General features: G+C 55.2%; 10 protein-coding genes and 1 pseudogene. 2 read left to right on the top strand and 9 right to left on the bottom strand.

The features are described from left to right. Positions 1-9: 9 nt before the first annotated feature. Positions 10-819, top strand: a complete 810-nt coding sequence (gene ku / locus ACZ5FM_RS18900; RefSeq protein ID WP_464040912.1) for a non-homologous end joining protein Ku — start codon at positions 10-12, stop codon at positions 817-819. Between the two features lie 25 nt (positions 820-844). Here ku and ligD read toward each other — a convergent pair whose 3' ends face one another. Beyond that, a complete protein-coding gene (gene ligD / locus ACZ5FM_RS18895) occupies positions 845-3,511 on the bottom strand; it encodes a DNA ligase D (RefSeq protein ID WP_464040911.1) in 2,667 nt (888 codons plus the stop codon). Between the two features lie 162 nt (positions 3,512-3,673). On the opposite strand from ligD, the gene ACZ5FM_RS18890 reads away from it, so the two are divergent. Next, positions 3,674-3,883 carry a TOBE domain-containing protein gene (locus tag ACZ5FM_RS18890; protein WP_464040910.1) on the top strand — a complete coding sequence of 70 codons (210 nt, stop codon included), beginning with the start codon at positions 3,674-3,676 and terminating at the stop codon, positions 3,881-3,883. Positions 3,884-3,899: 16 nt separating this feature from the next. On the opposite strand, the gene ACZ5FM_RS18885 is transcribed toward ACZ5FM_RS18890, so the two are convergent. The 8 genes and pseudogenes from ACZ5FM_RS18885 to ACZ5FM_RS18850 all read right to left on the bottom strand — a co-directional run bounded on the left by ACZ5FM_RS18885 (position 3,900) and on the right by ACZ5FM_RS18850 (position 12,589). Then, positions 3,900-4,391 (bottom strand): GAF domain-containing protein, encoded by a 492-nt coding sequence (locus ACZ5FM_RS18885; protein WP_464040909.1) that lies wholly within the window; start codon positions 4,389-4,391, stop codon positions 3,900-3,902. Between the two features lie 23 nt (positions 4,392-4,414). Next, positions 4,415-4,534, bottom strand: a pseudogene (locus ACZ5FM_RS18880) (tRNA (N6-threonylcarbamoyladenosine(37)-N6)-methyltransferase TrmO); the annotation flags it as partial. Between the two features lie 130 nt (positions 4,535-4,664). Continuing rightward, positions 4,665-5,753: an ABC transporter ATP-binding protein gene (locus ACZ5FM_RS18875; protein ID WP_275643284.1), complete on the bottom strand. Its 1,089-nt coding sequence runs from the start codon at positions 5,751-5,753 to the stop codon at positions 4,665-4,667. 4 nt (positions 5,754-5,757) lie between these two features. Continuing rightward, the gene (locus tag ACZ5FM_RS18870; RefSeq protein ID WP_250984441.1) at positions 5,758-6,585 is read right to left on the bottom strand and encodes a carbohydrate ABC transporter permease; all 828 of its coding nucleotides are present in this window, start codon (positions 6,583-6,585) and stop codon (positions 5,758-5,760) included. Continuing rightward, a complete protein-coding gene (locus tag ACZ5FM_RS18865) occupies positions 6,582-7,469 on the bottom strand; it encodes a carbohydrate ABC transporter permease (RefSeq protein WP_192489807.1) in 888 nt (295 codons plus the stop codon). Before ACZ5FM_RS18865 ends, ACZ5FM_RS18870 begins: the two co-directional genes overlap by 4 nt. Positions 7,470-7,534: 65 nt before the next feature. Further along, complete coding sequence (locus ACZ5FM_RS18860; RefSeq protein WP_464040908.1) at positions 7,535-8,818, bottom strand: ABC transporter substrate-binding protein; 1,284 nt, start codon at positions 8,816-8,818, stop codon at positions 7,535-7,537. Between the two features lie 40 nt (positions 8,819-8,858). Beyond that, positions 8,859-10,151, bottom strand: coding sequence for an ABC transporter substrate-binding protein (locus ACZ5FM_RS18855; RefSeq protein WP_464040907.1), 1,293 nt, complete (start codon positions 10,149-10,151; stop codon positions 8,859-8,861). Positions 10,152-10,210: 59 nt separating this feature from the next. After that, positions 10,211-12,589 (bottom strand): alpha-L-rhamnosidase, encoded by a 2,379-nt coding sequence (locus ACZ5FM_RS18850; protein ID WP_464040905.1) that lies wholly within the window; start codon positions 12,587-12,589, stop codon positions 10,211-10,213. Between the last annotated feature and the right edge of the window lie 15 nt (positions 12,590-12,604).

Here is a 12,604-nt window from a genome sequence, read left to right as displayed (position 1 = left end):
GAGATTGTCATGGCCATTCGATCTTACTGGAAAGGTTACCTCAAGCTGTCACTGGTGACGTGTTCCGTGCAGATGGTGCCCGCCACATCTGAGGGTGACAAGGTGCGGTTCCACACTCTCAACCGACCTACCGGCAACAGGGTTGTCAGCCGTTACGTGGATTCGGTCACCGGCAAAGTGGTCAAGGATGAAGACGAGGTAAAAGGTTACCCTCGCGGCGAAGATGACTATGTCATGCTGGAGGATGACGAGTTGGAAAATGTCGCACTCGAAAGCACCCGAACGATCGATGTGACTATGTTCACACCGCGAGACACCATCGACTGGATATGGCTTGATACGCCCTATTACCTCTCGCCAAACGAGCCAGTTGGCCAGGAGGCGTTTTCCGTTATTCGCGATGCGATGGAAGCACAGAAGATGGTCGGCATTTCACAACTGGTCATCGCCCGCCGCGAACGTGCCGTCATGCTTGAACCGCGCGGAAAAGGCATTGTGTTGTGGACCTTGCGTTATGGTGACGAGGTCCGTGATGAAAAAAGCTATTTCGAGGGTATCGACCATCAAAAGCCGGAACCCGACACTCTCTCGCTGGTCCAGAAACTGATCAAAAAACAGACCCGTAACTGGGATGCGAAGATGGTCACAGATCCGGTGCAGGATCGGTTGCTGGACATTATCGAAAACCGCAAGAAGGCGTTGAAAAAGCCTTCGAAAACCAAGGCCAAAAAGCCGGCGACAGAACCGCCCGATAATGTCATCAACATCATGGATGCACTGCGTAAATCACTGGCAGGAGAAAAACGGTCACGAAAGTAATGTACCCCCGATCCACATCTGACTCCTAAAATGTGGCCTTGATCTTCGCCAGACGTTTGATGGCCTGCGCAAGTGAACGTTCGCTGTCATAATAATCCTCCCAGGCAGATGTCTTCTGCAACAGGCCCGGCACTGTGCGGATGGTGAAACGTTTGGGATCCAGATCGGATTTGACCTGAGTCCACGTCAGAGGCATGGAAACCGTCGCTCCCGGCCTAGCGCGTGGAGATAGCGGAGCCACTGCCGTCGCCATGCGGTCATTGCGCAGGTAATCCAGAAAAATTCGGCCATCCCGTTGGTTCTTGGCCATCTTGGTCAGATAGAGTTCCGGACTATCGCTGGCCATCTGTTCGCAAAGATTACGGGCAAAGGCCTTGGCATCGTCCCAGTCGGGGCCAGAGCTTTTGGGCGCAGCAAGTGGTGTCACGACATGCAGGCCCTTGCCGCCGGTGGTCTTGCAAAAACCGATCAGCCCCACCTCCTCCAGCCGATCGCGAATTTCTCTCGCCGCAGCAACGATTGCGGAAAATTCGACATCCGGACCAGGGTCAAGGTCGAACACCAGACGGCCAGGCACTTCGATACGGCCAGGATCACAGTTCCACGGATGAAGTTCCGTGCCACCAATCTGCGCAATCGCCGCCAGTCCCTCAACGCGGTCAATTTGCAGATATGGCTGTTTGTCGCCACTGATTGTCACAAGTTCCAGCAGGTTGGATGTGCCGCGCATGGCATGGCGCTGGAAAAACTGCTCGTCACCGATACCATCAGGTGTCCGCAATATCGAACATGGGCGTCCCTTGAGATGGCCAATCATCCACGGACCGACAGACTGGAAATAATGCGCAAGCGCCAGCTTACTTACCGGTTCGCCGTCTCCCGCATCCGGCCACAGCGGTTTGTCAGGATGTGAAATCATCACACCCATGACCTCCGCCTTTTTACCTTTGGCCAGCCGAGCTGATTTGCCCTTTTGTGGTTCAGGCACATCGGATTTTTGCGGATTTACAGGCATCTCAACCTCGACTTCTGCCGCGGGTTTGTCTTCCCGCAGCCCCTTGAAGGCAGCCTGCCGCACCTGCCCGTCGGCAGTCCATCCGGCAAACTCGATTTCCGCGACAAGTTCTGGCTTTAGCCAAACGATATCAGCGCTTTGTTTCGGTGCACCTACGCCGGTAAAGGGAGACTTTGATGTCTCCATTTCCCGCAATTTCGGCAAAATTTCTTGCACGACCTTGGCGCTGTAACCCGTGCCCACCCGGCCGACATAAACAAAATGATCGCCACGATTGACTCCGACCAGCAGGGAGCGGAATTTCCCGTTGGTTTTGGCATAGGCGCCAATGACAACTTCATGGCCAGCACGGCATTTGGATTTCGCCCAACTGTTAGTCCGCCCGGAACGATAGGGCGCTTCACTTTTTTTCGACACGATACCTTCAAGCGAAAGACGGCAGGCGGATCGCAGAACCGCATCGCCACCGGTTTCAAAATGCTCGACATAACGCAAGCGTGTGCCGGCGTCGGCTTCAGCAAGCAGAGTTTCCAGCCGTTGTTTACGCTCGGTCAGTGGCAGGTCGCGAATATCCTGCTCGCCGTCAAACAACATATCAAACGCAAAGTAGACAAGGCCACCGGTCTGCTCTTCGGATAGTGCTGCCTGTAGTGCCGCGAAATCCGGTGCGCCATGATCATCAAGCGCGCAGATTTCCCCATCGATGATACCATCAGAAAGGCCGGACGCGGCCTTGGCAATGGCACTAAACTTCTCTGTCCAGTCAAGACCTTTGCGGGTCTTCAGGATTACCTCACCATCTTCAATCCGCATTTGAATGCGGTAACCGTCGAACTTGATTTCATGCAACCAGCCATTGCCTGCCGGCGGCCGCGTCAGTGTCTGGCACAGTTGTGGCGGCACAAAAGCCGGGATTTTGGATTTCTGACGGCTCGACTTCTGATGACCCGATTTCTGAGAACCAGCCTTACGACCAGCAGATGCTGACTTTCGTTTGTCTGCAGCCAGGCCGTCGTTATTGCTGTCCCAGACAGCATCGGCTTCGATTTCGCCACTCTTCATCATGAAAGGTTTGGGTTTCCTGCCCTTGCCAGACGCGATTGTTTCCATGGAACGGCCGGAGGCGACCGACGTCATGTTATTGTCGAGAACGGCGGCGCCGTCCTCCTCCACCGAAAAGTCATCATTGTGCTTGATAAGCAGCCAGTTGGTGCGTTTGCCACCATCGCGATCATGACGCATGCGAACCAACACAAAACTGCCATGCAGACGGTCACCGTCCAGCGTGAATTTCAGGTCGCCCTTTTTTAAAGCCTCTTCGGCTGTCATATCGCCTTCCGGCTCCCAGTAGCCTCTATCCCACAACATGACAGTGCCGCCACCATATTGTTTTTTGGGAATGGTGCCCTCGAAGTCACCATAATCAAGTGGATGGTCCTCCACCTCGACCGCCAGACGCTTGTCATGCGGATCAAGCGACGGGCCTCTGGTCACTGCCCAGGATTTGAAAACCCCATCCAATTCCAGTCGCAGATCATAATGCAACCGGGTCGCATCATGTTTCTGAATAACAAAACGCAGGCGATTTGAGCTCTCCGGACGACCCGAACCGCTTGGCTCTTTGGTCACCTTGAAATCACGCTTCTGCTTGTAGGTAGAGAGCTTGTCTCTGTTCATGGACGCACCCGTAACAATCGCTCGAAGACCTGCTTCAGACCTCGGGTTCAACTGCTGTCGCGCGGTGTTTGTTCCTGAGGCGAGGTTAGTGCGTGAAAACTTTACTTCGGTTTCTCATTACGCAACAGCTACGACTGGGTTCAGTCATAGCTGGAGAAACTCATGAAGATCAGCGCACGCCATACCCTGAAGGGCAAAATCGTCGAAGTACCCAAGGGCGCGACAACCGGACATGTGCGCATTGATATCGGCAATGGCGTTGTTGTGACATCATCCATCACAAATGCCGCTGTTAACGAATTGGGTCTAGTCGTTGGTGGTGAAGCCTATGCCGTTATAAAGGCATCAGACGTCATGGTCGCGGTAGATTGAAGGCTAAGCTGACAGATCAGAAATCACTTGCCGCGACATAGAGTGCGGCGAGTGTCTCAAAGCCTGCCTGATCCTCCAGGTCGAAGCGACCCGGCAGCGGACTATCGAGGTCAAGCACACCGAGAATGCGCCCATCCTTGACCAGCGGCACCACCAGTTCCGAACGCGAATTCGCATCGCACGCAATATGACCTGGAAAAGCGTGAACGTCAGGCACAAGCTGTGTCTTGGCGTCGGCAACTGCGGTGCCGCAAACACCCTTGCCAACCGGAATACGCACGCAGGCAACCTTGCCCTGAAAGGGACCGAGAACCAGTTCGTCCTGCTGTTTCAGGAAATAGAACCCAGCCCAGTTCAGATCCGATACGAGACCAAAAACTAGCGCGGAAACATTGGCTGCGTTGGCGATGAAATCGCGCTCGCCATGCAGAAGCCCTTCCAGCTGACTGTTCAGTTCGCGGTAGAACGACGCCTTGTCGGTGTTCTCAATCGTCTTGGTCGTAAACATTACATTTGCCCTGTCGGTAGTTTTCAAGCCTTCTGGCAATTGATGACATCACCAGTTTCGAAATCGCCTTGCCGCGTCGGTGCGATCGGCTTGAACAATGGTCTATCCGGTTTCAAATCGATAAGTGGTGTTTCGTCAAGGCAAACGCTAGCTCTTCAGAATTGATCATGCCGATAGTGCCCTGATTGAACCTTACCCTCCCAAAAATAGAAACACCGGCATACAAGACCGGTGTTTCCTGATCTGGAGAACGCTACGCGAACTGCAATTCACCTAACCGACATCTGCCAGCAGCGACTTGCCAGCGCTATCAAAAACCACGGCCTTGGTCGGGTTAGCACTTAGCGCCAGACTTTCCCCGCGATTGAGAGGCTGGTCGCCGTCCAGCACGGCAAGCCACAGAGCACCGGATGGCAATTCCAAGCTGACGATCGTCTCATTGCCAAGCCGCTCAACCAGACCGATCCGGCCAACGATGGAACCATCGGAAGCAGGAGCAAGGTCATGCGGGCGAATGCCGAGCGTCAGCTGATCACCGGTCTTCACTGAGCGTGCGTCGGCTTCGACCGTCAGCTTGACGACGTCCTGTCCGCTGACCGTAACCCGGCTGCCCTCTACTTTGTCGACGTGTACCGGCACGAAGTTCATCTTCGGTGAGCCAATGAAACCGGCAACAAAGAGATTGGCGGGGCGCTGATAAAGTTCCATCGGCGATCCAACCTGCTGCACGACACCAGCGTCCAGCACGACAATCTTGTCAGCCAGCGTCATCGCCTCGACCTGATCGTGTGTGACATAGATCATGGTCGCGCCAAGCTCCTTGTGGAGTTTGGAAATTTCCATCCGCATATCGACACGCAGTGCCGCATCGAGGTTGGATAGCGGCTCGTCGAACAGAAACACCTCTGGCTGGCGCACGATTGCACGGCCAATCGCAACACGCTGGCGCTGGCCGCCTGACAGCTGGCCCGGTTTGCGATCCAGCAGGTGTTCCATCTTCAGGATGCGTGCAGCTTCACGGATTTTGCGGTCGCGTTCATCCTTGGGAGTTCTGGCCAGTTTTAGGCCGAAACCGACATTGTCATAGACACTCATATGTGGATAGAGCGCGTAGGACTGAAAAACCATGGCAATTCCACGGTCACGCGGTTCGACATCATTACACAGCTTGTCGCCGATATGCAGCTCGCCCGAGCTGATATCTTCTAGACCGGCAATCATGCGCAACAGGGTGGATTTTCCGCAACCGGACGGGCCGACGAAAACGACGAACTCACCATGCTTGATGGACAGGTCCACACCCTTGATGACGGGCAGTTCGCCGTAACGTTTGTGGATGGATTTGAGAGAAAGACCAGCCATGAAATTATCCTTTGACGGCGCCGGCGGTCATGCCTGCCACAATCTGACGGTTGAAAAACAGGAAGACGACCAAAGGCGGAATGGTAATCAGCGCGATGTTGGTGAAGAGGAGATTGTAGGACGTGTTGAACTGGCTCTGGAAATTGTAGAGCGTCAGCTGAACCGTCGCATTGGCGTTGCCCGGCAGGTAATAAAGCGGGTTTGTGAAGTCATTGAAGATACCAACCGACTGTACCACGATATTGGTCACCGTTACTGGCCATAACAGCGGAAGGATCACCCGGAAAAACACATCCAGCGGCCGCGCACCGTCGATGATCGCTGCCTCATCCAGATCGCGTGGAATGGTCGCAATGAAGGCGCGGTAGAGGATGATGGTGAAAGGCAGGTTATAGGCGACCTCAATCAGCACCATGCCATGCAGCGTACCGAATAGTTTCAAACCCTGCAGCAGCCAGATGGTTGGTACCACCGCAGGTGGGATCATCAATCCGGCAAGGATCAGGAACTCCACCAACGGGTTCCAGCGGGTTTTGCGACGCGCCAGGACGAAACCGACCATAGCGCCGAACACGACAAGCAGCGTCACGCTGGTAACGGTAAGGATGGTGGAGTTGATGAAAGCGGTCACCAGCATCCAGTTTCGCGTGGTGATCACCGTGACCAGATTGTCCCACAGGTGAAACCCTGATGGCCAGGAGAAATCCAGCAGATTGGCCTGTCGCCTGTCCTTGAATGCCATCAGCACAATGAACGCAAATGGGATGACAAAAACGACGAAGGAGATGAGTAGAGCAGCAATGCCGCCAATGGTGGAAGCGCGGGATTTCACTGATGTCCCTCCCTGCGATTGAGGAAGATTGTGATCGGAACAACAAGGATGGCAATCAGGATAAACAGCACCACATTGCCCGCCGTCGACAGTCCGAAAAAGCCTGACTGGTATTGTTTGTAGATCACCGAGGCGATGGTATCGGAAGCAAAGCCCGGTCCGCCCTTTGTCATCGCCCATATCAGGTCGAAGGTTCGAAGTCCGCCGATGAAGGACAGCGTGATGACGGTTGCCGTGGCAGGTCGGCTAAGCGGCAAGGTGATGTAGAAAAAGTTCTGCAGCTTGGTGCCGCCATCGATGCGCGCCGCCTCGTAGTAGTCTTTTGGAATGGCCACGATGCCGGCAATATAGATCACAGTTGCAAGACCCACGCCCTTCCAGACATCAACAAGCGCAACTGAGAACAATGCAAGCTTGGGGTCTGTCAGCCAGCCAGGACCTTTTATTCCCAACAGCGCCAGACCTTCATTGATTGCCCCCTGTGTGGGGTGCATCAGAACAGTGAAGGTAATGCCGACACCGATGGTCGACACCAGCACGGGGAAAAACACCAGTGACCGCAACAGTCCACGCGCCATGATCTGGCTGGTCAGCATCACCGCCAGCAACATTCCGATGACAACCTTGAGACCTGAGGTGATCACCGCATAGATGATGGTGTTGACGAGGCCTTGAATGAGAAAGGGTTCGCGGAAGAACTGAATGAAGTTTTCAAAACCGATAAAGCTTGAACTGAACAGGCTCCAGCGTGTGAGGCTGAAGTAAAAAGATGCAAATGTCGGCAGAAGAAACAGCACGCCGTAGATGACCGCCGCCGGCAGGTAAAACCAGCCGGGATAGGACGACCGACGCGTGGTCAGGGTTGAAACAGCAGATGCGACCATGAGGGCTCCAGAGACAAAGGCGGTGGCCTCGGGCAAACCTGCCGAAGCCACCGGATTATCGGCATTTATCTGCCGGACAGACCAAGCTGCTGAGCTTGCTTGCGGACATCTTCATCATAAAGTGCTGCAGCATCGGCTGGCTGGCGTATACCGGTGCCAACTTCCACCGTCAGCTGCTCGAGGATCGGTCCCTTGATCGGCGAGAGGAACTCCAGCGCCGGGGCATTTTTGCCGTTTTCAAAATAGGGCAGAAGATCGGTCACCGACTGCACGACATTGTCAGGCAGCGTGCAGCCCTTGATCAGGTAGGGGCCGTTAATCGCCACGGCCTTGCTTTGCGCTGCACATCCTTCCGGACTTGCAACGAAGGCGAGGAACTGCTTGGCAACATCGATATTGGCCGATGTCTTGGAAATGTAGAAACCAGCCGGCATCCACACGGTCAGGCCAGTGTCTTCCGCCTTGGCGGCGGGCAATGCGAAAAAGCCGACATCATTGATCTGGTCAGGATAACCATCAGAAAGTGCCGGAATGGCAAAGGTGATCATGGGGTAATGGGCGCCCTCGCCCTCGGCGATCATACGCAGACCGTCTTCGTAGCGCGCAGCGCCAAAATCTTCATTGAAGAACCCGCCGTCGGAGACTTCCTTGAGATATTCGAAACCGCGCACGGCAGCAGGGGTAGAGGCAAATTTCGCCGTCCCTGCCGTATATTGCGCGGCAAAGTCCGGCACCTGCTTCTGCACATTGTAAAAGTCAGCCAAGAGCAACACCTGGCTTGTCCAGGGTTCACCATAGGTCTGGATAACGGCGGGGATACCCGCTTCCTTGATCTTCTGGTTGTTGCTCATGAATTCTGCCCAGCTCGTCGGAACCGACAGGCCAAGTTTTTCGTAGATCTTGCGGTTGTAGAATATGCCGCCAGCCTCAGCCGGGCGGGTTGGTACGCCGTAAACACCACTGCCTGCCGTCACCACCTGTTTGAAGCTGTCAGCGACATTGTCCATGAACGGTTCGGCACTGAGATCGACAAGTGTCTGCTCCGGTGCCAATGCCTGCAACAGCGAACCGGTATTGTACCAGAAAATGTCGGTCATCTGGCCAGTTGCCAGTCGGGTCTTGACGATGTTGTCGCCTTCCCCGCCGCCGGGGCGCGCTTCGATGTCTATCGCGACATCAGGATTTTTCTCCTGAAAGGCCGTCGCCAAAGCTTCGGAAATGGCAATCGTATGCGAGGCATTATCCACCAGAATGGTCAGGTTGGTTTTTGCCAAGGCTGCGCTCGAAAGCGCAGTCAGTGTGAAAAGGCCAGCGGCAAAAGCCGTAAGGGCAGTTTTGCGTTTTGTCATGTCCTGCTTTCCATATTGGACTGTATTTTATGGTATCGGCTCACCAGCCCGGAAGGCCCAGCTGCTGTGCCTGTTTGCGCGCATCTTCGTCATATCGAGCCGCAGCATCCGCTGGCTCGCGAATGCCTGAGCCGACCTCGACAGTGAGCTGTTCGAGGATCGGGCCTTTGACGGGGGAGAGGAATTCGAGTGCTGGTGCGTTCTGCCCGCCTTCGGCAAAATATGGCAGCAGGTCAGCAACCACTGGCGCTACCTTTTCCGGCAGCTCGCAACCCTTGATCAGGAAGGGACCGTTGATACCGACGGTATCTTCCAGAACCTTGCAGCCATCGGTGCTGGCGACAAAGGCCATGAACTGTTTGGCAAGGTCAGGATTTGCGGATGTGAGGGGAATGTAGAATCCGCCCGGCATCCAGGTGGTCAAACCATTATTGGCTGCATCATCGCCCGGCTGGGCAAAAAATCCCACCTTGTCGAGCAATTCGGGGTAATTATCTGAAAGGGCCGGTATGGCAAAGGTCAGCATCGGGTAATGAGCGCCCTCGCCATTGACCAGCATACGCAGGCCGTCATTGTAGGTCGCCGCACCAAAATCTTCGTTCATGATATTCGCATCATGAACCTGCTTCAGCCTTTCGAAGCTTTGTGTTGCTGCTGGTGTCTTGGCAAATTTGGCAACGCCTGCAGTAAACTGCGTTGCAAAATCGGGTGCCGCCTTCTGCACGTTGAAAAAGTCAGCGAGAACAAAAAGCTGGCTGGTCCAAGGGTCACCGTAGGTCTGGATAAGCGCCGTTTTGCCAGCTGCCTTGATCTTTTCATTGTTGGCCATGAATTCGGCCCATGTTTTGGGCACATCAAGACCAAGTTCCGCGTAAATATCACGGTTATAGAAAATGCCCCCCGCTTCCGCCGGACTGATCGGCACGCCAAAGACAGCATCTCCAACGCTTACAACCTGTTTGAAGCTGTCAGAAACGTTTGCCATGAACGGTTCTTGGCTCAAATCCATCAAGGTCTGCTGCGGCGCCAGCGCTTGTAGCAGCGATCCGGAATTATAATAGAAAATATCCGTCATCTGCCCGGTCGCCAGCCGGGTTTTGACGATGTTGTCTCCCTCACCACCGCCGGGCCGCGTTTCGATATCAATGGTGATATCCGGGTTTTTCAGCTCAAATGCCTTCACCAATGCTTCCGCCAGAGCCACGGTATTCGGGCCATTGTCGATGAGCATGGTCACCGTGCTCTTTGCCATGACGGGGCCGGACAGCACCGTCATGGTCAATAGACCGGCAGCAAAACCAATCAAGGCATGTCTTCTATGAGTCTTCAGCATTGGTTTCCTCCCTGTTGGCCCACCCCTCCGCAGGCCTGCTGACGCCTTTGCCCTTCGCCTTACGGCGTACGGGCGTTAATCATGAAGTCCTCTTTGACCGCCCGCACCGGCGGAATGAATTTAAAGCTGATGGAATGTTTGCCCGGCCCCAGATCGCGACCGGTAAAGGTGGCGCCGTCAACGGTCACGTCGGTGTAATCATCGGCAAGTTTCAACACGCCGCGTGCACCCTGCGGCACTCCAACCTCATAAAGCGCAGTGTTGCCGTTAACGGACCATCCGGCAGAGATCAGACCGCGTGGAGACTGGTGGCTTGCCTGAACCGGAGACAGATCTGGGATGATGGTTGGTTCGAAGACAATGGTGGCAAAACCGGGCTCGGCGGCATCCGGGCGGAAGCCGGCAACAGCCTCGAACAACCACTGGCAAACAGCGCCGTAGGCATAGTGATTGTACGAGTTCATCTGTGGGTTATAGATTGTGCCATCCGCCTGGACCGCGTCCCACCGCTCCCAGATCGTCGTTGCGCCCATCTTTACCTGATAGAGCCAACCGGGCACATTTTCCTGCAGGAACACATCCGCAGCCAGTCCCACCTCGCCAATCTTCAGCAAAGCTGGCAACAGCGCAGGCGTGCCGATGAAACCTGTGCCGATACGTCCCTCGGAACGAGCAATCGTCGCCTTGAAATAGCCCTTGGCCGCTTCCAGATGCTCGTCTGGAATAAGGTCATGAACGATCGCCAGCGCATAGGACGTCTGGTCATCATAGGCCAGTCGGCCGGAGGTGGTGATGAACTCACGCTGGAAGGCGGTCTTGACCTGAGCTGCCATATCAGCAAGCCGTTGTGCCACGGCAGCATCACCGGTTATGGACGCGATTTGCGACACCAGATTTGCGGTGATGTAGAGATAAAGCGTTGCTGCGGCGTCATCTCCAATCGTTGGCAGCGGTTTTGCCGAAGGTCCAGATGGCTGTAGCCAGTCACCAAACGAAAAGCCCCGGGCACCCCACTGACGTGGCGGCGAAACAATCGGACCATCGCTGATCGACCAGACAAAATCGACCCAGCGGATCATCGCTGGCAGTGCCTCGGCAAGAATGTCCCTGTCGCCGTAATGGAGGTAGAGTTGCCACGGAATAACAGCAATGGCATCACCCCAGCCGGTCGAACCATAAAAGCCCGGATAAAACTCTGGCTGCTGGCGTGTCGGATCCGGCACCACATGCGGCACAGAACCGTCTTCACGCTGGTCCGCCATGATATCGCGTACATATTTGGCAAGGAAATCATGGGCATCTGCCAGATAGAGCGCAGTGCCTGCGAAGACTTGGGCATCCCCCGTCCAGCCGAGGCGTTCATCACGTTGCGGGCAATCGGTTGGCACTTCGATGAAGTTGCCGCGCTGGCTCCACACAGTGTTGAGAACCAGCCTGTTTACCAGCGCATTGCCAGAGGTGAAGCTGGCCTTCTGCTCGGTAACCGAGCTGATAGGAACGGAGTAAACGTCTGAGATCTTCGCATTACCGGTTGTCGTGATGCGGGCATAACGGAAACCGTGGAAGGTGAAGTGCGGCCGGTATTGTTCGGCGCCCTTGCCAGCCAGCGTGTAAATGGTGTGAGATTCTGCCGTGCGGTAATTCACGTTGTAGAAATTGCCGTCCTTGTCCAGCACTTCAGCATGCTCGACACGGACGCTGTCACCCGCATCGCCGCTAACCGTATAGGCAACGTAACCACCAACATTCTGGCCAAAATCATGCACGGTGCGACCTTCCGCATCTGTCCAGCTTTTGAGCGGCGCAATCGGCGTCATTTCACGCACCGGCGTGGTTTCATGTGCCACAAGGATTGATGGGTCGAACGCCACAACCTCGGAGCCAGCCGTCACTTTCGGCTGAACGCGCGCATCAAATGCCTCGCCGAAATAGATACCCGATTTGACAACCGGCAAAGTGCCACTCTGCCAGGATGCATCAGTGGTAAGCAGCAGACCGGCATCACCCTCGCCAGCTCGCAACTCTGCAATCGCCGCGATCTGGCTACCCCAGGTGTTGGTCAAGCGATGTTTGCCCCACATCAGCGGCGAACGCAGCCAGCCATCCGCCAACCATATGGTGATGGTGTTTTCGCCAGCCACCAGAAGATCGCTGACCTCATAGGTCTGGTAAGACAGGCGCTTGTCGTAGGTTGTCCAACCGGGGGTCAGCAGGTCGTTACCAACACGCTGACCATTGATGAAGGCCCGATACAGCCCTAGGGCGCTGATGCGAAGAACCTCTTTTCCGGTCTTATTTTCCAGGACAAAACTCTTCTGGAGGAAGGAGGCAGGCGTTCCCTCTCCCTTGTCCGCGAGTGGCCGCACCATTGGCGCTGTCCACGCGTAATTGGTGATTGAATTGTCTCTCCGGGCGTGCGTTGACACTTTGTCGTGCATGCCGTCCTCCCTCAA

The sequence above is a fragment of the Agrobacterium sp. 5Ca50 genome (assembly GCF_055381905.1).
The sequence above is the reverse complement of the archived record's forward strand: the minus strand, read 5'-3'. Positions and strand labels throughout refer to the sequence as shown.

Excerpts from the sequence above, each read along its gene's own strand:
- ku (WP_464040912.1), top strand. The coding sequence starts at position 10 with ATGGCCATTCGATCTTACTGGAAAGGTTACCTCAAGCTGTCACTGGTG.
- ligD (WP_464040911.1), bottom strand. The coding sequence starts at position 3,511 with ATGAACAGAGACAAGCTCTCTACCTACAAGCAGAAGCGTGATTTCAAG.
- ACZ5FM_RS18890 (WP_464040910.1), top strand. The coding sequence starts at position 3,674 with ATGAAGATCAGCGCACGCCATACCCTGAAGGGCAAAATCGTCGAAGTA.
- ACZ5FM_RS18885 (WP_464040909.1), bottom strand. The coding sequence starts at position 4,391 with ATGTTTACGACCAAGACGATTGAGAACACCGACAAGGCGTCGTTCTAC.
- ACZ5FM_RS18875 (WP_275643284.1), bottom strand. The coding sequence starts at position 5,753 with ATGGCTGGTCTTTCTCTCAAATCCATCCACAAACGTTACGGCGAACTG.
- ACZ5FM_RS18865 (WP_192489807.1), bottom strand. The coding sequence starts at position 7,469 with ATGGTCGCATCTGCTGTTTCAACCCTGACCACGCGTCGGTCGTCCTAT.
- ACZ5FM_RS18860 (WP_464040908.1), bottom strand. The coding sequence starts at position 8,818 with ATGACAAAACGCAAAACTGCCCTTACGGCTTTTGCCGCTGGCCTTTTC.
- ACZ5FM_RS18855 (WP_464040907.1), bottom strand. The coding sequence starts at position 10,151 with ATGCTGAAGACTCATAGAAGACATGCCTTGATTGGTTTTGCTGCCGGT.
- ACZ5FM_RS18850 (WP_464040905.1), bottom strand. The coding sequence starts at position 12,589 with ATGCACGACAAAGTGTCAACGCACGCCCGGAGAGACAATTCAATCACC.